The 21457-nt window shown below is 60.4% G+C and carries 16 protein-coding genes, 1 tRNA gene and 1 pseudogene; 14 read left to right on the top strand and 4 right to left on the bottom strand.

The annotated features are described in order from the left end of the window. Positions 1–63: 63 nt before the first annotated feature. The 4 genes from der to KZ772_RS07020 all read left to right on the top strand — a co-directional run bounded on the left by der (position 64) and on the right by KZ772_RS07020 (position 6416). Positions 64–1470, top strand: coding sequence for a ribosome biogenesis GTPase Der (der, locus tag KZ772_RS07035; RefSeq protein WP_290539092.1), 1407 nt, complete (start codon positions 64–66; stop codon positions 1468–1470). Between the two features lie 68 nt (positions 1471–1538). Beyond that, positions 1539–3626, top strand: a complete 2088-nt coding sequence (locus KZ772_RS07030) for a TonB-dependent receptor (RefSeq protein WP_290539091.1) — start codon at positions 1539–1541, stop codon at positions 3624–3626. A gap of 4 nt (positions 3627–3630) precedes the next feature. Next, entirely contained in the window at positions 3631–4488 is an 858-nt protein-coding gene (locus KZ772_RS07025) for a hypothetical protein (protein WP_290539090.1), read from the top strand. Further along, a complete protein-coding gene (locus KZ772_RS07020) occupies positions 4485–6416 on the top strand; it encodes an ATP-binding protein (protein WP_290539089.1) in 1932 nt (643 codons plus the stop codon). Before KZ772_RS07025 ends, KZ772_RS07020 begins: the two co-directional genes overlap by 4 nt. Here KZ772_RS07020 and xseA read toward each other — a convergent pair. Beyond that, on the bottom strand, positions 6361–7719 hold the full coding sequence (gene xseA / locus KZ772_RS07015) for an exodeoxyribonuclease VII large subunit (RefSeq protein WP_290539088.1): 1359 nt from the start codon (positions 7717–7719) through the stop codon (positions 6361–6363). The genes KZ772_RS07020 and xseA overlap by 56 nt on opposite strands. Before the next feature lie 479 nt (positions 7720–8198). On the opposite strand from xseA, the gene guaB reads away from it, so the two are divergent. Beyond that, positions 8199–9668: an IMP dehydrogenase gene (gene guaB, locus KZ772_RS07010; RefSeq protein ID WP_290539087.1), complete on the top strand. Its 1470-nt coding sequence runs from the start codon at positions 8199–8201 to the stop codon at positions 9666–9668. A 184-nt stretch (positions 9669–9852) separates the two neighbouring features. After that, a pseudogene (gene guaA / locus KZ772_RS07005) lies at positions 9853–11425 on the top strand (glutamine-hydrolyzing GMP synthase). Between the two features lie 140 nt (positions 11426–11565). On the opposite strand, the gene KZ772_RS07000 reads toward guaA, so the two are convergent. The 3 genes from KZ772_RS07000 to KZ772_RS06990 form a co-directional block, all read right to left on the bottom strand. Beyond that, entirely contained in the window at positions 11566–12000 is a 435-nt protein-coding gene (locus tag KZ772_RS07000; protein ID WP_290539086.1) for an Ig-like domain-containing protein, read from the bottom strand. Further along, positions 11997–13286, bottom strand: coding sequence for a hypothetical protein (locus KZ772_RS06995; RefSeq protein ID WP_290539085.1), 1290 nt, complete (start codon positions 13284–13286; stop codon positions 11997–11999). The genes KZ772_RS07000 and KZ772_RS06995 overlap by 4 nt, the downstream gene beginning before the upstream one ends. Before the next feature lie 423 nt (positions 13287–13709). Further along, positions 13710–14912 (bottom strand): hypothetical protein, encoded by a 1203-nt coding sequence (locus tag KZ772_RS06990; protein WP_290539084.1) that lies wholly within the window; start codon positions 14910–14912, stop codon positions 13710–13712. 432 nt (positions 14913–15344) lie between these two features. Between KZ772_RS06990 and infC the strand changes: the two genes are divergently transcribed. From infC to KZ772_RS06950, 8 genes are all read left to right on the top strand, one after another. Beyond that, positions 15345–15920: a translation initiation factor IF-3 gene (infC, locus tag KZ772_RS06985; protein ID WP_290539083.1), complete on the top strand. Its 576-nt coding sequence runs from the start codon at positions 15345–15347 to the stop codon at positions 15918–15920. 22 nt (positions 15921–15942) lie between these two features. Next, positions 15943–16137, top strand: a complete 195-nt coding sequence (rpmI, locus tag KZ772_RS06980) for a 50S ribosomal protein L35 (protein WP_062817370.1) — start codon at positions 15943–15945, stop codon at positions 16135–16137. A gap of 26 nt (positions 16138–16163) precedes the next feature. Next, positions 16164–16523 (top strand): 50S ribosomal protein L20, encoded by a 360-nt coding sequence (gene rplT / locus KZ772_RS06975; protein ID WP_062817369.1) that lies wholly within the window; start codon positions 16164–16166, stop codon positions 16521–16523. Positions 16524–16787: 264 nt separating this feature from the next. Beyond that, a complete protein-coding gene (pheS, locus tag KZ772_RS06970) occupies positions 16788–17807 on the top strand; it encodes a phenylalanine--tRNA ligase subunit alpha (protein WP_290539082.1) in 1020 nt (339 codons plus the stop codon). Between the two features lie 99 nt (positions 17808–17906). Then, a complete protein-coding gene (gene pheT / locus KZ772_RS06965) occupies positions 17907–20282 on the top strand; it encodes a phenylalanine--tRNA ligase subunit beta (RefSeq protein WP_290539081.1) in 2376 nt (791 codons plus the stop codon). A gap of 25 nt (positions 20283–20307) precedes the next feature. Further along, positions 20308–20610 (top strand): integration host factor subunit alpha, encoded by a 303-nt coding sequence (ihfA, locus tag KZ772_RS06960; protein ID WP_035249053.1) that lies wholly within the window; start codon positions 20308–20310, stop codon positions 20608–20610. Further along, complete coding sequence (locus tag KZ772_RS06955; RefSeq protein ID WP_035249051.1) at positions 20591–20950, top strand: MerR family transcriptional regulator; 360 nt, start codon at positions 20591–20593, stop codon at positions 20948–20950. The genes ihfA and KZ772_RS06955 overlap by 20 nt, the downstream gene beginning before the upstream one ends. 358 nt (positions 20951–21308) lie before the next feature. Then, positions 21309–21385: transfer RNA gene (locus tag KZ772_RS06950), tRNA-Pro, on the top strand. The last annotated feature ends 72 nt before the right edge of the window (positions 21386–21457 follow it).

The raw sequence follows: 21457 nt of genomic DNA, 5'->3' as shown, positions 1-21457 counted from the left end.
TCTCTCCGCCTCTATCACCGAATTGCGTTACCATAGCGCCCAGACATCCTTGCAGAGACAACTATGAAACCGGTCATCGCCCTGGTGGGGCGGCCCAATGTGGGCAAATCCACCCTGTTTAACCGACTTACCCGTACCCGTGATGCCCTGGTAGCGGATTACCCGGGGCTGACCCGTGACCGCAAGTACGGTGACGGCAGGCTTGGGGACTACCTGTACACCGTCGTGGATACCGGCGGGATCGGGGAAAACGACGATGGCATCGACGCGCCGATGACAGAGCAATCGCTGACGGCGGTGGGTGAGGCGGACCTGGTATTGTTCATGGTGGATGGCCGCGCCGGTCTGACCGCTGCCGACGAGCAGATCGCCATGGAGCTACGCAAGCTGCCCAAGCCCACTTACCTGGTGGTGAACAAGACCGATGGCATCGACCCGGACACCGCCATGGCGGATTTCTATGCCCTGGGTCTCAATGAGGTGCTGCCGATCGCGGCTGCCCATGGCCGTGGTGTGCGCAGCATGATCGAAACCGTACTGGCGGCCTTTCCGGATCTGGAGCCCTATTACGATGAACAGGGCGAACCGGTGGATACCAGTGATGGCAGCATTCGTGTGGCCGTGCTGGGTCGCCCCAATGTAGGCAAATCCACCCTGATCAACCGCATGCTGGGGGAAGAGCGTGTGGTGGTCTTCGATCACGCCGGCACCACCCGGGATTCCATCGAGATCCCCTTCGAGCGCATGGACAAGGCTTATACCCTGATTGATACCGCCGGGGTACGTCGCCGTGGCAAGGTCGCGGAAATGGTGGAAAAATTCTCCGTGATCAAGGCGCTGCAGGCGGTGGACGCAGCCCAGGTGGTGGTGCTGGTGATCGATGCCCGTGAAGGCATCACCGATCAGGATCTGCACCTGCTGGGCTATGTGCTCGACAGTGGCCGCGCCCTGATGATCGCAGTGAACAAGTGGGATGGTCTGGATGCGGACCACAAGGAGCGGGTGCGCGTGGAACTGGGGCGCCGCCTGGAATTCGCCCCCTGGGTGAAGATCAAGTTCATTTCCGCGCTACATGGCACCGGCGTGGGCGACTTGTGGGGCATGATCGAAAAAGCCTGGGATTCTGCCTTTATCAAGGTGGGCACCAACGAGATGACGCGGATCATGGAAAGCATTACCGCCGGCCACCCGCCGCCGCGTAATGGCCGTTTCCGCGCCAAGCTTCGTTACGCCCACCTGGGCGGCAACAATCCGCCAACCATTATCTTGCATGGCAACCGTACTGAATCGTTGCCGATCAGCTACAAGCGCTTTCTGGAAAACCGTTTCCGGGAAGTATTGAAACTGGACGGTACGCCCATCCGGCTGGAATTCAAATCCGGTTCCAATCCCTTTGAAGGGCGCAAGAACGTACTCACGGATCGCCAGGTGCACAAGCGCAAGCGAATGATTAAACGCTTCAAGAAGTAACCCCGCTATACGGGGGAGGGGGTCACATCAAACGTCGGGGATCGTGGGGCAGACACTGGGGGCAAGGTTTGCTGGGGCTGGTCTGTGCCCAGGGCGTGCAGGCCATGGAGCCGATGATGCCGCTGGCCGATGAGCCGGCTATGGTGCTCACCCCCGCCCGGGTCAGCCAGCCGCAGTCTGAAGCCCCTGCCAGTGTCACCGTCATCGACCGTAACCTGATCGAAGCCAGCGGCGCCCGGGAGCTCTACGAGGTATTGCGACTGGTGCCGGGCATGTCCGCGGTCAAAGTGGACGGCAACGTGCCTACAGTGGCCTACCACGGTACCCAGGCCCGGGACTCGCGCCGCATGCTGGTGTTGCTCGATGGCCGCAGCCAGTACCAGCCCGGCCTGGCGCGGGTGAACTGGAATGACATGCCGGTGGATATCCGCGATGTGGAGCGCATCGAAGTCACCCGTGGCCCGGCCGCCGCCGCCTATGGCGCCAACGCCTTTACCGCCGTGATCAACATCATTACCCGCGACCCCCGCGATATCAGCAAGCACACCCTGGCGGTGCAGGGGGGTAATAACGCCATTCGCGACGGCTATGCCTCGGCGGCCGGGCGCACGGACGGCGGTGCCTGGCGGGCGTCCCTGTCCCGGCGTGCCGACAACGGCTACGACGAACCCTTTGAAGGACGCCGGCTGAATGACGCCAAACGCATCGAAACCCTCAATGGCGAATGGGTTCGCGAGCTTGATTTCCGCAATACCCTGATCATGCAGGCCGGCGGCAGCCAGAGCCGCCTGGAGCGGCAGCAGGAAGGCGGGGTGCAGGATATCGGCGCCTACCAGCAGGACCCGGTACAAAGCGGCCAGCGCGCCTTTGCCTCCTTGCAATGGCAGCACGCCTTCAATCAACATCACCAATTGCAAATCACCAGCTATGGCCAGTACACCCGGGATGTGACCGATTTTTCGGTCTGCTACCGGGATCCGCTGACGGGGGAGTTTGGCCCTGGCGGCGGGGTGCTGTTTTCCCGGGAACTGCGCGAGCTGTATCTGGAAAATGGCCGGGATGTGGACGCCACCTTTGCGGCGGCGCAAAGCGATCCGGATTTTGCCAATCGTTACGCCACCCTGCAGTCTGCCAATGCCCCTTTCTGTGCCGCCAGTGCGCTGGATATCGAGGAAGAACGGTATGACCTGGAAATCCAGGACACCCTGCAAATGGGTGACCGGGTGCGGCTGGTCAGTGGCCTCAACCTGCGCCATGACCGGGTCAGCTCCGACAGCTATCTGTCCGGCACCTATGACAATGTCAGCTATCGCGCCTTCGGTAATCTGGCGGTGGATCTGCTGCGCCCGGTGACCCTGAACCTGGGGGGGTACTGGGAGCGTGACAGCATCTCCGGCCAGCATTTCAGTCCTCGCCTGGGTCTCAACTGGCGGGCTGCACCGGGGCACAGTTTCCGCTATGTGTTCTCCAAAGCCCTGCGCACCCCGGATATCTACGAGGACCAGGCGCGCACCAATATCCGCGCCCGGGAGCTGTCGCCCCCCTTTTCCAGCAATACCGAAGCCCTGTTGGGTTGGTCGCCAGCCTATTTCTTTATCACCCAGGCCAGCCCCGGCACTCTCAAGCCGGAGCGTATCCGTTCCTGGGAGCTGGGCTACTACGGGCAGTTCTCCGGCCTGGAGCTGGATGTGCGCTATTTCCAGGAGGAGCTCACCGACCTGCTCAGCCATGCCCTCAACCCCTTCGAGTTCGAGCCTAATAACGAGGGTGAAGTGGATCATCAGGGCACCGAAGCCCAGCTGAGCTGGCGGCCGGGTGTGGACCATTTGCTGCGTCTCACCGGTGCGCACATCCATACCCGGGTCAACAAGAAGACCGAAGGGCGCCTGGCGGCCCGGGACAGCGCCAGCGCCCTGTGGGCCTGGCAACTGAGCCGCCATTGGGGCTGGTCCACTGCCTATTACCTGGCCAACGACTACAACGACAATGTCTTCGAGCGACTGGACCTGCAGGTGCGTTTTCGGCACCAGGTGGGCGACACGGAGCTGGAATGGAAGGGTGTGGTGCAGCATGCTCTGAACAAGGAGCCGGTGGTCTTCGAGGAAAACCGTTATCAGGAAGACCGTTTCTGGTTGGGGCTGGCGGTGAGGATATAGAGGAATGAAACGGCAAGGACGCCTCATCCTGTTGTTATGGCTGGCTTGGCTGGCGGCGCCCCTCTGTGCCCAGACCCCGCTACCGGTGTATGTGCTTGCCGATGACGGCCCCTTCCGTGACAGTTTTATTCAGGCGCTGGATGCCGCCACCATGCCACCCATTACCCGGGTGGCCGATCCGCAACAGGCAGAGCTGCTGATCGCCGTCGGTGATCAGGCGTTCCAGCGTGCCCGGAAGCTGGACAAGCCATTACTGGGTGTCTATGTGAGCCGCTCGGCGGTGGCCCTGGCCCAGCGAAAGCGTTGCCAGTGCCAGGGTATCTGGGCCGGGGTGGCATTGAATGATCAGCTGGCAATGCTGGAGACCATGATGCCCCTGGCGCGCCGGGTGGGGGTGATTGTCGGCCCGCAAAGTGCCTGGACCTCAGGCATGGTTCAGGATTATCAGGGGCGGTTGGGGCTGACCCTGCTGCCGGTGTCGTCGGTGGAGGAACTGGGGGATCGGTTGCGTGAGCGTCTGGCTGAGTTCGACGCCCTGCTATTGCCGGTGGATGGCCAGCTGTTTGGTCCGGGTACAGCCAAGCTGGTGCTGCTGACCAGTTACCGACTGCGTCGGCCGGTGTTCGGCCCGGACCAGGCCTATGTACAGGCTGGCAGTGTGGCCAGCCTGTACGCCAGCGGTGCGGACCTGGTGGCCGAGACCCTGGTGCATCTGCAATTCTTTCATAACAGCAAGCGTCTGCGTCGCTCCGGCTTTGTCCATACGCCGACGGTTGCTGTCAACGAACATGTGGCCAACAGCTTCGATATGGTGTTTCACGACATCTACTCCCTTCGTGATGCTCTGGAGGTCTCTCCATGAGAAAAGGGGCCATGAAAAAGGGGGCCGGCATCCGCAAGCAGCTGCAGCTTCTCGGGCTGGTGCCGGCCCTGATCATGCTGCTGTTGTTGCTGGTGGCGCTCACCTGGCAGCGCTTCGAGGATGCGGATCGGGATTTGCGAGAACTGGGCAGCTATCTGGCCCAGCAGATCGCCTCCTCGTCGGAATACGGGGTGCTGGCGGGCAACTATGGTGATCTGCGCCGCCAGGCGCGTCTGGCCATGCAGCAGGCGGATCTGCAGTACGTGGTGTTCCACGACAGTGACGGCCAGGTGCTCCTCTATGAAGGACGGGGCCTGCGACAGGATCATAGCGATGTGCTGGAGTTTCATTCCGGTATCTATCGCCAGCCGGTGTCCGACAGCGGTCCCTTGAAGGGGGAGACTACAGACAGTCAGCCTGAACGGATCGGTGAGGTGGTGCTGGGTATGTCCAGTTCCCGGCTACTGGCGCGGCAGAAGGAAATCCTGCTGGCCAGCCTGCTTCCTGCCCTGTTCGCGATTATCATCGGCCTGTGGATCGCCCACTACCTGGCCCGCCAGATCGCCTCCCCGCTGGGTTATCTGTCCGGTCTGCTGCGCACCCTGCGCAATGGTGACTACCGGGTGCGTGGCAGTAGCTATCTGCGTGGTGAACTGGCGGAGCTGCAGGATGATATCAATGAGTTGGCCAGCAGCCTGGAAGGCGCGCACCGGGAGCAGCAGAGCGCCATCGACAAGCTGCGCCTTGCCCATCGTCAGGCGCAGACTGCCAGCCAGGCCAAGAGTGATTTTCTGGCCATGATGAGCCACGAGTTGCGTACCCCCATGAATGGCGTGCTGGGCATGCTGCAATTACTGGAAGAAACCCCGCAGAGCGAAGAACAGCACGAGTACACCCTGGCCGCGCTGGAATCCACCGGGCACCTGCTGGACGTGATCAACGATATTCTGGATTTTTCCCGTATCGAAGCCGGCCGCATGGATCTGGACCCGGTATTCTTCGAGCTGTTGCCGCTGCTGGAAAACTGCGTGGCCACCTTCCGTTACCTGGCGGAAAGCAAGGGCCTGTATCTGCAGCTGGAAAACGTCGATGCGCTGGCCGGCAAAATGGTACGCAGCGACCCCACCCGGTTACGCCAGGTACTCAACAACCTGATTTCCAATGCGGTGAAATTCACCCAGGAAGGGGGCGTGACCCTGGCGATCACCACCGCCCAGGTCCGCGATGACTGGCTCGACCTGACCCTGTCAGTGAGCGATACCGGCATCGGTATTCCCCGGCACCGGCAAAGCGATCTGTTCAAGGCCTTCTCGCAGATCGATTCGTCCACCTCCCGGCGCTTCGGCGGTACTGGCCTTGGGCTGGCCATCGCTCGGCGGCTCAGCGAAATGCTGGGTGGCACTCTGACGGTGAGCAGTGACGAAGGCGGCGGTAGCACCTTTACCCTGTCACTGCGCCTGCTCTATCGCAGCCAGGCCCCGGCCCCGCTGGCGGTACCGGCGGATGAAGAAGACCGTGTCGGCGGTCTGCTGTTCGGCCTGGTGCTGCTGGTGGAGGATAACGAGGTGAACCTGTTGGTGGCACGGCGGCTTCTTGAGCACATGGGGGTAACCGTGGTGACCGCCACCAACGGGCGCGAAGCCCTGGAAAAAGTGCGTCAGCGGGATTTCGACTGCATCCTCATGGATGTACAGATGCCAGTGATGGATGGTCTGGAAGCTACCCGGGAATTGCGCCAGTGGGAACGTGAGCGGGGGCGGGCGCCGATTCCGGTGATAGCCCTCACCGCCAACGCCATGGACGAAGAGCGCGACCGCTGTATGGTGGCGGGCATGAACGCCCACCTGGCTAAACCCTTCCGGCGCCAGCAGCTTACTCGGGTGCTGAGTCCGTATCTGACGCCTGAACACGCTCAACACGGGCGCTGACTTCGCCGTCCGCCAGGCGGGTGGTGAGGGTATCGCCGGCCTGTATCTGGCTGACCGAACGCACGGCTTCCTCACCCTTGAACGTAATGCTGTAACCGCGCCCCAGGGTTTCCAGGGGGCTGGCGGTGTGCAGCCGCTTGCCCAGATTGCCCAGCTGTACCTGCTGTTGCTGGATAAGACGCAGCAAGGGTTGAGGCAGGCGTTTTTCCAGGGTCTGTAGCCGTTGCTGGCGGTCTGTCAGCAACCGTTGCGGGGACTGCCGGGCCAGCCGCTGCTGACTGGGGCGCAGCCGGCTCTGCAGTAAGGCCAGCCGTTGCTGCATGTGCCGCTGCAGACGCCCCTGCAATTCATCCAGCCGCTGGCTGCTCTGTTCCAGGGAATGGCGCGGCGAGCGCAGTCGCTGGCTCAGATGGCGCAGGCGCTCTTGGGGGGCGCGCAGCTGCTGGGCCATCACCCAGCGCAGACGTCGATGCAGGCCGCCGAGGCGTTGGGTGACCACCGACAGGTCCGGGCTTACCAGCTCGGCGGCGGCGGACGGGGTCGGTGCGCGCATATCTGCGGCAAAGTCGGTCAGGCCGGTGTCCACCTCGTGGCCCACGGCGGAGACAATGGGGATCGGACAGGCCGCTACTGCCCGGGTCAGGGCTTCGTCGTTGAAGGCCCACAGGTCCTCCAGGGAACCGCCGCCGCGACCGATGATCAGCACGTCACACTCGTCCCGGCGAATCGCCAGATCCAGTGCCTGACAAAGTTGCCCCGGAGCATCGTCACCCTGCACCGCCGCCGGGTAGATCACCACCGGAATGGACGGGCAGCGGCGTTTGAGTACCTGCAGGATGTCGCGGATGGCAGCACCGCTGGGGGAGGTGATCACGCCAATCTGGCCAGGCCAGGCGGGCAGGGCGCGTTTGTGTTCCTGGGCGAACAGGCCTTCCGCCTGCAGCTGGGCCTTGAGCGCCTCGAACTGGGCCTTGAGCGCCCCCTGGCCCGCCGGCTCCATGTGTTCCACCACGATCTGGAAATTGCCGCGGGGCACGTAGAGGGTGACCTTGGCGCGCACCAGCACCTGCTGGCCATTTTGGGGATTAAAATCCAGCAGCCGGTTGCGATTTCGAAACATGGCCCCATTAATCTGGGCACGCGAGTCTTTCAGGCTGAAGTACCAGTGGCCGGAAGCCGGGCGGGAAAAGTTGGACAGCTCGCCCTGCAGCCAGATCAGCGGGAAGGAGCCTTCCAGCAGACCCTGGGCTTCCAGGTTCAATCGGCTGATGGACAGCGGTTCGGCGCGGGATGAAAAGGTCATCGCGGGAGGGTAGCGATTTTCCTCCGACCTTGCCAGCGCTCTGATTGTGTACCACGGTGGGTTTGACGTATAATTGCCCGCTTAATTTCCGGGGGTGGCCCAGGGAGTCTCTGGATAGCCCCTTGCGTACTCAGTCTTTCAGGCTGGCTCACAATCTAGGCGCACTTTTGAAGGCAGGCTGGTTGCCTGTCGAGAAAGTGCAACAACGAGTGTGGGCCAGCCTGGAAGACCCGAAGGGCGAGGCCTGAAACGCACATCTGCTGCGCTTTGGCTCTTGAAAAGGGAACCACCCTTCCCGTCGAGCCAAAGCACAACAGCTGCACGCTTCAGGCCACGCTGAGCACGCAAGGGGCTATTCAGAGACTCCCACTGCCGCCTTAACCGGCGGCACCCGGTCCTCCTCCTTAACTCCGGGTGCGCCCGACAGAACCCCAATCAGCGGTTCTGACCGGGAACCCTCTCACTTCCTACGGTGCAATATGCTCAGAATCGTGCAAGAAGCATTGACGTTCGACGACGTTCTGCTTGTACCCGCCCATTCCAATGTGCTGCCAAAGGATGTGTCCCTGAAATCGAAACTGACCCGGGACATCGCCCTCAATATTCCGCTGGTGTCCGCAGCCATGGATACGGTCACCGAGCACCGCCTGGCCATTACCATGGCCCAGGAAGGGGGCATCGGTATTCTCCATAAAAGCATGGAAATTGCCGATCAGGCCCGTAACGTGCGGATGGTAAAGAAATACGAATCCGGCGTCGTGAAAGATCCGATCACCGTCAGCCCGGACACCACCGTTGCCGAGCTAATGCGTATCACCGAAGCCAACAAGATCTCCGGTGTGCCGGTGGTGGAAGGCAATCTGGTGGTGGGCATCGTGACCAGCCGCGACACCCGCTTCATCACCAATTACGACCAGTGCGTGAAGGACATCATGACCGGCAAGGACCGGCTGGTGACCGTGCAGGAAGGCGCCGGCGCCGATGAAGTCCAGGCCCTGCTGCACAAGCATCGCATCGAAAAAGTGGTGGTGGTGAACGCCAGCGGTGAGCTGCGCGGCATGATCACCGTGAAAGATATCGAGAAAGCGGCCAAGTACCCCAACGCCTGCAAGGATTCTCAGGGTCGTCTGCGGGTCGGCGCTGCCGTTGGCACCGGTGCCGGCACCGACGAGCGCGTGGCCGCGCTGGTAGAAGCCGGTGTGGACGTGATCGTGGTAGACACCGCCCACGGCCATTCCCAGGGCGTGATCGACCGGGTGGCCTGGGTGAAGAAACACTTCCCGGAAGTGCAGGTGATCGGTGGCAACATCGCCACTGCCGCCGCCGCCAAGGACCTGGTTGCTGCCGGTGCGGATGCCGTGAAAGTGGGTATCGGCCCGGGCTCCATCTGCACCACCCGCATCGTGGCGGGCATCGGCGTACCGCAGATTACTGCCATCTCCGATGTGGCCGAAGCGCTGAAGGGCACCGATGTACCGTTGATTGCTGACGGTGGTATCCGTTTCTCCGGTGATATTTCCAAGGCGGTTGCCGCCGGTGCCAGTGCCATCATGATTGGTTCCCTGCTGGCCGGCACCGAAGAAGCGCCGGGTGATGTGGAGCTGTTCCAGGGCAGCTACTACAAGGCCTACCGTGGCATGGGCTCCATGGGTGCCATGTCCGGCTCCACCGGTTCCTCCGACCGCTACTTCCAGGATGCCGCCGCCGGCATCGAGAAGCTGGTACCGGAAGGTATCGAAGGCCGGGTACCCTACAAGGGCCCCATGAGCGCCATCGTTCACCAGCTGATGGGCGGCCTGCGTGCCTCCATGGGCTACACCGGCTGTGCCACTATCGAAGAGATGCGCACCAAGCCGGAATTCGTGAAAGTCACCAACGCGGGCATGAAAGAATCCCACGTGCACGATGTGACGATCACCAAAGAGGCGCCGAACTACCCGGTGGGGTAATTCGGGGCCTGTCGTGACTTTAAAGGGGTCGGGCGTCTGAAGTCGGACGTCTGATGCCAGAACCGGTCGGAGACATCTCCGGCCGTTTTGCTTTTAAAGCGTCCGACGTCAGACATCCGACGTCAGACCCGTAACCAACAAGGTCCGGCGCCAGCCGTCGGCAACCACCGCGGGATAGAACCCCATGCAAGACATCCATGCCCAGCGCATCCTGATTCTGGACTTCGGTTCCCAATACACCCAGCTGATCGCCCGCCGGGTGCGGGAAATCGGCGTGTACTGCGAGATCCGTGCCTTCGACATGACCGCCGAGGAGATCCGTGAGTTTGCGCCCAAGGGCATCATCCTGTCCGGTGGCCCCGAATCCGTGACCGCGGCGGAAACGCCCCGTGCCCCCGATGCGGTGTTCGAGGCGGGCATTCCGGTGCTGGGTATCTGCTACGGCATGCAGACCATGGCCGAGCAGCTGGGTGGCAAGGTGATTGCCGGTGAAAAGCACGAATTTGGCTACGCCCGGGTGGAAAAGGCAGAAAAAGAACCGCCTGCTGGACGGCATCGTCGACCACGAAGAGCAGGGCAAGGAATACCTGGATGTGTGGATGAGCCACGGTGACCGTGTCGGTGAAATGCCGGCCGGTTTTGTGACCACCGCCACCACCGGCAGCTGCCCCATTGCCGGCATGGCCAACGACGAAAAGCGCTTCTATGGCATCCAGTTCCACCCGGAAGTGACCCACACCCTGCAGGGTGGTCGTCTGCTGGAGCGGTTCGTACGCGAACTGTGCGACTGTGAAGCCCTGTGGACCCCGAGCAACATCATCAACGATGCCATCGACACCATCCGCGAGCAGGTCGGCACCGACGAGGTGATCCTGGGCCTGTCCGGCGGGGTGGATTCCTCCGTGGTGGCGGCGCTGCTGCACAAGGCTATCGGCGACCAGCTCACCTGTGTGTTCGTGGACAATGGCCTGCTGCGTCACCAGGAAGGTGACCAGGTCATGGAAATGTTTGCCGACAACATGGGCGTGAAAGTGATCCGCGTGGACGCGGAAGACAACTTCCTGGGCAAGCTGGCCGGCGAAGCGGACCCGGAGAAGAAGCGCAAGATCATCGGCAACACCTTCATCGACATCTTCGATGAACAGGCCAGCAAGCTGAAGAATGCCAACTGGCTGGCCCAGGGCACCATCTACCCGGACGTGATCGAATCCGCCGCCAGCAAGACCGGTGGCGCCCATGTGATCAAGAGCCACCACAACGTGGGCGGCCTGCCGGAAGACATGAAGCTCAAGCTGGTCGAGCCCCTGCGCGAACTGTTCAAGGACGAAGTGCGCAAGATCGGCCTGGAGCTGGGTCTGCCCTATGACATGGTCTACCGCCACCCCTTCCCGGGGCCGGGCCTGGGCGTGCGCATCCTTGGCGAAGTGAAGAAAGAATACGCTGACACTCTGCGTCTGGCGGACCATATCTTCATCGAAGAGCTGCGCGCCGCTGGCCTCTACCACAAGACCAGCCAGGCGTTTGCCGTGTTCCTGCCGGTCAAGTCCGTGGGCGTGGTAGGCGATGCTCGCCGCTATGAATACGTGGTGGCCCTGCGTGCCGTGGAAACCATCGACTTCATGACCGCCCGCTGGGCGCACCTGCCCTATGATTTCCTGGAGCTGGTCTCCAGCCGCATCATCAACGAGATCCCGGGCATCAGCCGGGTGACCTACGACATCTCGTCCAAACCCCCGGCCACCATCGAGTGGGAATAAGCGATGCAGAATAAAAAAAGGCGGCCAAATGGCCGCCTTTTTTTATATCTCTGCCGTGGTGCAAGTTGGCTGAAACCATCTCGAGCAAGGTACAAGCTTTGACGACAGTGGGGGGGGCTGGAAGGCCCCCCGCATTTCCATCAGCGAGACAGGTGAACTGTCGCGGGCTGCGATAGTGCGCCGATAAGGTCCTTCACTTGATAGACGAAGGTATCGGTTTTGATGCTGGGGTGGTTCGGAAGGTATTTAACGCTCCCATCACTGAATACCTGAACTGAACCACTCTGCGGGGAGGATATAATCTCCAGTGAGTTTGTATCCAGATTGCCGTCCGGATCATAGTCATTGTTCAGAGGGTTGAAGGTGACACCATGTTTATGGCTGAACTGGATGAGGTCATCATTGGCCACCGGTGCTGAATTGTTCTGTTCAACACTAACCTGAATGCTGTCCTGATCCTTGAAGCCCAGGTCATCAGTCACGACCAACGTCACGGTAGCTTCAATAGTTTCCCCCCCTGCCACATCAGGAGTCACAAGCTGTGCCTGCGGCTGGTTTGCATTGATCAGGGTCATGCCCGGGTGATCGACACTCCATTGGTAGGTAACAATCCTGCCATCATCCGTGGAGTTTCCGCCTTCCAGGCTGAGGGTCTGGTTGGGAGCGGCAAGGATATATCCGTACCTGCCTCAGCAGAGGGAACACTGGGGTGCCGGGCATTGATGGACAGACGGCCGGTGAGGGGAGGGTTGGTTTCGCTTTCACAATACTGGGTGAAATCAGCCATGAAGCGTTCCACACTCTCCGCTTGCTGGACAATGTCGAGCACGGTAAAGGAGCCGCTGAGCGTGTTGCAGCCACGCCCGTCACCGCCGATGTCGAGCCCTGCCACAATGGTGTCCTGAAATGGAAAACGTTCTGCCGGGTCATAGTGCCCATTTGTAAGCGGTGCATCATAGGGGGCGGCAAAGTCTGCCCGCCAGAAGCTGCCGGTATCAATATTGGCACTGACGCCATTATCGTAATTGATGCTGGCCGTAATGGCATTGAAGGCATCGTCAAAATACCAATCCTTGCCCTGACCAATGTAGTCGCCGGCCTCACTGTGAAGTTCCAGGAATGTCAGTGGTGCGCTCTTGCTGACAAGAGGGAGTGTTACCTCTTTTTCATCCGTGAGCCCCTGGCCATCAACCACGGTCAGGAGCAGGGTAATTTCGGTGCCTGACAGGGGGAGCTCCGGTACCGTGAAGGTGGGTGTCATTGAGGACGGGTTGTTCAATGTAATAGGCGTGCCGGAGGTCTGTTCCCACTGCCCTGAGATGATCGAGCTATTGCTTGAGAAGGACTTGTTGCCGTTCAGAGTAACCTCCTCTCCCTCCAGTAGGTGGCGCAATGGGCTGTCGATCACAGCAACAGGATACGGGAGCGGGGCGGCCAAACCGCTGTTCATTCGGATACTACCGGTTAGCGGTGCGCTGTTGTTGCCGCAGTATTGAACAAAGTCCAGGGCGACAACCGGCGTCGCTGCATTCAGATCCAGTTCGTGAATAAAGAAGTCTCCCTTGATGGTATTGCATCCTCTTCCATCCATGGATACGGAAATGCCGGGACGCTTGGGGCTGTTGAATGGGTCGCGTTGTGCGTTGAGGTAATGCTGGGCGAGCATTGCTTCGCCGTCGGGGGGGACAAAACTCAGCCGCACATAGTGATCGGGAGAGTCATAATCGAGGTTCAGTTCCCCGTTGCTCGTTGTCAGACTGATATCGCCAGTGCTCTCCGTGAAGGTGTAAGTATTGCCGCCGCCAATGTAGTCGCCAGATTCGCTATCCAGAAAAATCGTGTTTGCAGCATTGGCAAACAATGGTGAGCAAAGCAGAGGTAATATCCCAAGATAGTGTTTTTCATGATGATCCCGCAGAGTTGTTATAGTCAGATAGGTCGCTTGACCTCTACGACAGTGTAAAGACTCCGTCAGCCTTTCTGTTGAGAGTGATTTCTTAACTCTTTGTAAGCTTTTTCTTAGTAGGGCAAAGGTGTGAAACGGTGGCGGGTGAATTGCGTGCCGAGAAAGTTATGGCACTGATCAGAGCGGGTTAAGTAGAGGGCTGCACAGCCTGGCGATGAGGACACCCTAGAGAATCCTGGACACGCACGCCCCTCCAGGAGAGAAGCCCGCAAGCACCGTTTGTGCGTGTCGCCTGATTAGTCCTGCGTGTGGTGGAAATTATCGGCTTGATGGTCGTTTCTTTATGGTCTTCCAGGCCCGTTGCCGGCATCGGGAAGCCTAAGAGCAAATCCGCATCAGGTGCGTAATCAGATCCACCTGTCTGCTGAAGTTGTTCTTCTGCAGCAGTGATTTGATGTTGGTGCGAATGGTGCTGATGGCCAATTCCATTTGCTCGGCAGTTTCGGCGGTGTTGGCCCCCTTGAGCAGGCACAGGCAGACGCGGGCCTCGGCTTCGGTGGCGCTGATGACCTTGCGAATTTCGGCAATGCTGGGGGTGCGGAAGACGTTGGGGTCGAAAATTTCCACCAGGACATTGCTGTTGTTGCTTTGCCGGTTGTGTACCGGGGTGATCGAGATCCGCAGGGGCAGGGCATCAGTTTGCAGGTAAAGGGTGTCGCTGTCGTCCAGGGCGCCGGTCTTGCCGGTAATGAACAGCATCAGCTGGGTGTAGAAATCCTTGCCGAACTGTTGATCCCTGAACGCGATTTCCCGGCTGTCCGGATTGATGGTGAATACCTTGTAGCGTTTGCCGATCTCCACAAAGGCCGGGCTGGCACTGACCAGGAGCGAAACCGGCGAGAAGACGGCAACCGGCTGTTTCAATACGGCGATGCTGCTTTGCAGGTCCTTGAAGCTCTGCTCCGAGCGATGCAGTCGCTCGTACAAATCGAGGGCAATTTCGGCGTGTTTCTTCAGTCGCGAGAGCAGCGCCATTTCCTGCTTGCTGAACACCCGGCTGTCTTTGTGGCGATTGAATACCAGCACCACGTGCTGCTGGTATTTGTTGGTGAACGCGATGGTGGCGCTGTCGATAATGCCGGCGGCGCGTATCCAGGTGCGGGAGAAGGTGGACATATCTGCGAGAAAATCGTTCTCCGGGTCACCATCAGCGTAGCTGAACAGGGCGTTGGGGCCCGTTTCCAGTGCCCGGGCGATGGCCTTGTCCTTGAACACCAGGCCGGTCTTGAGCATCAGGGGCACGACACCGGGCGGATAGCCCACGGCCCAGCCATACAGCCCTTTCAGGTGGGGCTCTTTCTGTATCACGGCCAGGCAACAGCTGACCAGGTTAAAGGTGTCGCGGATGTTGCGCAGAAAGAGGTCGAAGCCGTCCTTGTGTTCAACACAGCTGTAAAGGCTGGTGACCAGACTATCCAGGATATCTGCCTGGGTGTCGTCCGGTTCGAGCTGGTCGGCACTGGATTGGCCGTTTTCTGCCCGCGCCAGATGGGTCAGTTGGCTTCGATCGGCTGCTGACATTCCCTTGTACCTTCCCCCGGGCAGAGCGTATTGCCCATGAAATTGTTAACTGGTTCAAATATAGCGAATAGGGGGAGGCCGATCCAATGACCCCTGGAGCGGGTGGCGTGGTGCTGGCGGCCCATTTTGGGGCGGGTGGCGCGGCAAGGAGCGTCCATGGGAAATGCCGCGCCACAGGGCGTTCGGCAGGATTCACTGCTTGAAAAGTGTCCAGATTTGCTTAAAATACGCTCCCTTGCCGGAATTCAGGCCCTGTTTGTACAGTTGCCTGGAGTGAGAGCAGTCTCTCAGCCGGCCAGAATTCATTCCGTTTCAGTCAGTTGCGCGCACGCCGGCCGCTGGGGTCGGGGTTGTTGTGCCCGTTGTGGTGGCATACAATGCGCGCCTATTTACTGAGGCGGTGAGGCATCCTGCCTCGTTTTCGATAACAGATTGGAGGTTCACGACATTAAGCGTGGAGGCAAAGGCCGCGAGCAGCGCGCCAATATAAATCAGCAAATCCAGGCAACCGACGTTCGGTTGATTGATGTAGACGGTGAGCAGGTCGGTATCGTGACCCTGCAGGAAGCGCTGGAGAAGGCCACCGCAAAACAGCTGGATCTGGTGGAAATCTCCCCTGGTGCGGAACCGCCGGTTTGTCGAATCATGGATTACGGCAAGCATCTGTTCGAAGCCAAACAGAAGGCCAAGGAAGGGCGCAAGAAACAGCGTCAGACCCAGGTCAAGGAAATCAAATTCCGTCCCGGCACCGACATTGGTGACTATGAGGTGAAACTGCGTAACCTCATTCGTTTCCTCGAGGCCGGCGACAAAGCGAAAATCACCGTCCGTTTCCGCGGCCGGGAGATGGCTCACCAGGAACTGGGCCGGGAGCTTCTCGCACGTATCGAGAAGGACCTGGAAGAGTACGGTTCTGTTGAGCAACGTCCGAACATGGAAGGGCGCCAGATGATCATGGTGCTCAGCCCGGGCAAAAGAAGAAGCAGTCCTGATCGACTGTTTAATTAATTCACCAACTTGAGAAGGTACCATGCCTAAAATCAAGACAAATCGTGGGGCTGCCAAGCGTTTCAAAAAAACCGCCTCCGGTTTCAAGCGCAAGCAGGCATTCAAAAACCACATCCTGACCAAGAAGTCTTCCAAGACTATCCGTCAGCTGCGTCCGAAAACCGAGGTACATGATTCTGATGTAGCTCTGGTTAAACGCATGATGCCCTACGCATAACTGATACGGTTTTTGGAGACTGAAAAATGGCACGAGTAAAGCGTGGTGTGCAGGCCCGTCGCCGGCACAAGAAAATTCTCAAGCAGGCTAAAGGCTACTACGGTGCCCGCAGCCGTGTATTCCGTGTAGCGGTACAGGCCGTTACCAAAGCCGGTCAGTACGCTTACCGCGACCGTAAGGTTCGCAAGCGTCAGTTCCGTCGTCTGTGGATCGTCCGTATCAACGCCGCTGCGCGTCTGAACGGCCTGTCCTACAGCCGCATGATCGATGGTCTGAAGAAAGCATCCATCGAAGTAGACCGTAAAGTACTGGCGGACATCGCTGTCCGCGATCAGGCAACCTTTAGCGCTTTGGCCGAAAAAGCCAAAGCGAGTCTCACCGCCTGATTACTGTTCTGTCTCTGACAGAGCAGCATACTCAACGGGGGAAGAGCTCGCGCTCTTCCCCCGTTTTTGTTTGAAAAACGAGTAGCTACGAGCTGTGAGCTACTAGCTGCTACGCGGCATGGGATCGCAGCCAGACGAGAAAGCTTTCCCCGCGACCAAGTGTTTATGGCGCGGGTTCGAAGCTTTTCGATTGGCACGAATCGGGAACCGCGTAGCAGCTAGCAGCTAGAAGCTCGCAGCTGATTAAAGACTGCGGAGTCTTCAATGGAAAATCTCAACGCCCTGGTTGACGCTGCCCTGGCAGACGTGGAGCAGGCTGGCGATATCCGGGCCCTGGACGATGTCCGGGTGAAGTACCTGGGCAAGAAAGGTGAGATCAGCGCCCTGATGAAGGGCCTTGGCAAGCTGAGCGCGGAAGAGCGCCCCAAGGCCGGTGCGGTGATCAACGAAGGCAAACAGAAAGTGCAGGATGCCATCGCCACCCGCAAGCATGCCATGGAAGAAGCAGCCCTGGCCGAGCAGCTGGCCAGCGAAACCGTGGACGTGACCCTGCCGGGCCGCGGCGAACTGCCCGGTAACCTGCACCCGGTCACCCGCATGCGTCGCCGCATTGAGGATTTCTTCCTGCGTCTGGGGTTTGATATTTCCGAAGGCCCGGAAGTGGAAGACGACTTCCACAACTTCGAAGCCCTGAATATTCCGTCCCACCACCCGGCACGGGCCATGCACGACACCTTCTATTTCGGTGACGGCCGCCTGCTGCGTACCCACACCTCGCCGGTGCAGGTACGGGTGATGGAGCAGGGCAAGCCGCCGTTCCGCATCATTGCGCCGGGCCGTGTGTATCGTTGCGACTCCGACCTGACCCATACCCCCATGTTCCACCAGGTAGAAGGTCTGCTGGTGGACAAGGATGTGACCTTTGCCGACCTGCGCGGCACCGTGGCGGAATTCCTCAAGTTCGTATTCGAAGTGGAAGATCTGCCGGTGCGTTTCCGCCCCAGCTACTTCCCGTTCACCGAGCCCAGCGCCGAAGTGGATGTGGGCTGCGTCAGCTGTGGCGGCGAAGGCTGCCGGGTGTGTTCCCATACCGGCTGGCTGGAAGTCATGGGCTGCGGCATGGTGCACCCGAAGGTGCTGGAGCACGGCGGCGTGGACGCCAGTGAATACAGTGGTTTTGCCTTCGGCATGGGCGTCGAGCGTCTCACCATGCTGCGCTACGGCGTCAACGACCTGCGGATGTTCTTCGAAAACGACACCCGCTTCCTGTCCCAGTTCGGTTAAGGCGTTTCTGTACCAATACGCCGCCGTTGGAGCCTTGTTCACAAGGCGACTTTCCCCGGCGGCCACACAGAAACTCCCATGATTTAAAGGAATTCGACAATGCGTTTTAACGAAGCCTGGTTGCGGGAATGGGTCAACCCCGCCATCGATACCGACACCCTGGTGAAGCAACTGACCATGGCCGGCCTGGAAGTGGACGCGGTGGAACCGGCTGCCCCGGCCTTCACCGGTGTGGTGGTGGGGCAGGTGGAAAGCTGCGAACCGCACCCGGATGCGGACAAGCTCAGCGTCTGTCAGGTCACCAACGGCAAAGACACCGTGCAGGTAGTCTGCGGCGCATCCAACGTGCGCACTGGCCTGAAAATTCCCTTTGCCCAGGTGGGCGCGGTATTGCCCGGCGACTTCAAGATCAAAAAAGCCAAACTGCGCGGCCAGGAATCCAACGGCATGCTCTGCGGCGCCTCCGAGCTGGGCCTGGAAGATCTCATCGATGGCCTGATGGAGCTGCCGGAAGACGCCCCGGTGGGCACCGACTTCCGCGACTACCTGCAGCTTAACGATGCGGTCATCGAAGTGGACCTGACCCCCAACCGCGCCGACTGCCTGAGCGTGCGCGGCATCGCCCGGGAAGTGGGGGTGATGAACCAGAGCCCGCTGGCCAACATGAACATCGGCAAGGTGGCCCCGGCCATCGATGACACCCTTTCCGTGACCCTGGCGGACAGCGAAGGCTGCCCCCGCTACCTGGGCCGTGTCATCAAGGGCGTCAACGTGAACGCCGCCAGCCCCCTGTGGCTGATCGAGCGCCTGCGTCGCGCCGGCCTGCGCACCATCGACCCCATCGTCGACGTGACCAACTACGTGTTGCTGGAGCTGGGCCAGCCCCTGCATGCCTTCGATCTCGCCAAACTCAACGGCGGCATCACCGTGCGCAAGGCGAAAGCCGACGAAAAACTGCTGACCCTGGACGACCAGGAGCTGACCCTGCGCGGCGACACCCTGGTGATCGCCGACGATAGCGAGGCTCTGGCCCTGGCCGGTGTCATGGGCGGCAAGCCGTCCTCCGTCACCCCCGACACCCAGGACATCTTCCTGGAATGCGCCTTCTTCGCGCCCCTGGCCATCGCCGGCAAGGCCCGCTCCTACGGCCTGCACACGGATTCCTCCCACCGCTTCGAGCGGGGCGTGGACCCGCAGCTGCAGAACGACGCCATCGAACGGGCCACCGCCCTGATCCTGGAGATCGCCGGCGGCCAGCCGGGCCCGGTCAGCGAAGCGGTAGACGAAGGCAAGCTGCCACGCCAGGCGGAAATCGCCCTGCGCGCCGACCGCATCGAAGGCCTGCTGGGCATGGGCCTGCCCGCCGAACAGGTGGAGGACATCCTCAGCCGCCTGGGCATGGAAGTGTCCACCCAGGAAAGCGGCAAGGAATGGATGGTGCTGGCCCCCAGCTGGCGCTTCGACATGGCCATCGAAGCGGACCTGATCGAAGAACTGGCGCGCATCTATGGCTATGAAAAGCTGCCCAGCCGGGTGCCTGCCGGTTCCCCTTCTGGCGAGCCGGTGGCCGAGCAAACCGTCAACCAGCGCCGCCTGGGCGACGCCCTGATCGATCGTGGCTACCTGGAAGCGATCACTTACACCTTCGTGGAGCCGGGCCTGCTCAAGCAGGTGGAGCCACGGGTGGAGCCGCTGCCGCTGCTCAACCCCATCTCCACGGATCTGGGCGTCATGCGCACCACCTTGCTGGCAGGCCTGTTCAGCACCGCCCGCCACAACCTGAACCGCCAGGCCGACCGCCTGCGCCTGTTCGAAACCGGCCTGCGCTTCGTACCGACCGAGCAGGGTCTGGAGCAGACCCCCATGATCGCCGGCCTGCTTTACGGCAGCGCCCAGCCGCAGAATTGGGAAGGCAAGCGCCCGGTGGACTTCTTCGACCTGAAAGGCGATGTGGAAGCCCTGCTGACCCTGTCCGACGCCGAGGCATTCCGCTTCGAGCCCGGCGAGCATCCGGCCCTGCACCCGGGCCAGACCGCCGCCCTCAAGCGTGATGGCGAAGTAGTCGGCTACCTGGGCCGTATCCATCCGCGCCTGGCCGCCGATCTGGACCTGCCGGCCCAGCTTTACGCCTTCGAACTGGCCCTGGCCCCACTGCTGGACGGTGTCTTGCCGAAATTTGCCGGCGTCTCCGACCAGCCACGCATGCGCCGCGACCTGGCCTTCGTGGTGGAAGACAGCGTGCCAGCCGGTGAATTGGTCGAGGCGGTCCGCAATGCCTGTGACGAACGTCTCACCGGGGTTCGGATTTTTGATATATATCAAGGTGATAGCATCGGCAAAAATCGCAAAAGCCTTGCTTTGGGCTTGACCTTCCAGGACCGTTCACGCACTCTTAAGGATCAAGAGGTAAACGACCTGGTGGATGCCGTAGTATCCCAGTTAAAACAACAGTTTAACGCCGCCTTAAGGGACTGATTAAGGAAGGGTTAGGGAGCTATTGATGGGAGCGCTGACCAAAGCGGACATGGCCGAGCGTTTGTTCGAAGAGCTTGGCCTGAACAAACGTGAAGCGAAAGAAATGGTGGAGATGTTCTTCGAAGAAATCCGCCATTCGCTGGAAAACAACGTGCCCGTCAAGCTCTCCGGCTTCGGCAATTTCGATCTCAGGGACAAGAGTGAACGGCCAGGACGCAACCCGAAAACCGGTGAGGAAATTCCCATCACCGCCCGCCGGGTTGTCACCTTCCGTCCAGGACAAAAATTAAAACAACGGGTTGAGGACTATGCTGGAACCAAGTCATAACGACGAATTGCCGGCGATTCCAGGGAAGCGTTATTTCACCATCGGTGAAGTCAGCGACCTGTGTGACGTAAAGCCGCACGTACTGCGCTACTGGGAGCAGGAATTCCCCCAGCTCAAGCCGGTCAAGCGCCGTGGCAACCGTCGCTATTATCAGCGCCAGGACGTGCTGATGATCCGCCAGATCCGCAGCCTGCTCTACGATCAGGGCTTCACCATCGGCGGTGCCCGCCAGCAGCTCACCGGCGGCGCCAACGCCGAACAGGCCACCCAGTACCACCAGCTCATCAAACAGATGATCGTGGAGATGGAAGAGGTTCTCGACGTCCTCAAAGCCTCCTGATCCGGCACCAACCGTTCCCCGCCATCCCCGATGGCGAAAAAGCCCCGGCAGCCCAGCTCCCGGGGCTTTTTCATGCTCGCGAGTCGCCGTTGGAGCCCATGCTCGCATGGCGAAGAGCCAACAGCCTTCCGCCAGCCCTACAGCAAACACCCATCCACCCGAACGAATCCCCCATCCCCATAGGCGCGGATACGAGGTCTCTGTCGGCACGGCATAAGCCCGCGTTGTAGCTTGCAGCTTGAAGCTTGTATCCCCCATCGCTCAAACCCTGACCAAACAGCACCTTACCTGTTCCATCCCCCCACCAAATCCGCTATGATTGCCGCCGCTTTGGTAGCTCTGCCTGCCAAGCACATCTCGGGGCGTAGCGCAGCCTGGTAGCGCACTTGCATGGGGTGCAAGGGGTCGGAGGTTCGAATCCTCCCGTCCCGACCAAATTACAATCCCACGGGCTCCCAACCCGTCCCAAAGGCCCTGTTCTGCAGGGCCTTTTTCGTTATAGTGTGT

This window comes from Alcanivorax sp. (assembly GCF_019431375.1).
Lineage (GTDB): Bacteria > Pseudomonadota > Gammaproteobacteria > Pseudomonadales > Alcanivoracaceae > Alcanivorax > Alcanivorax jadensis_A.
Note: the sequence above shows the minus strand (reverse complement) of the source record. Positions and strands in the feature narration are given on the sequence as shown.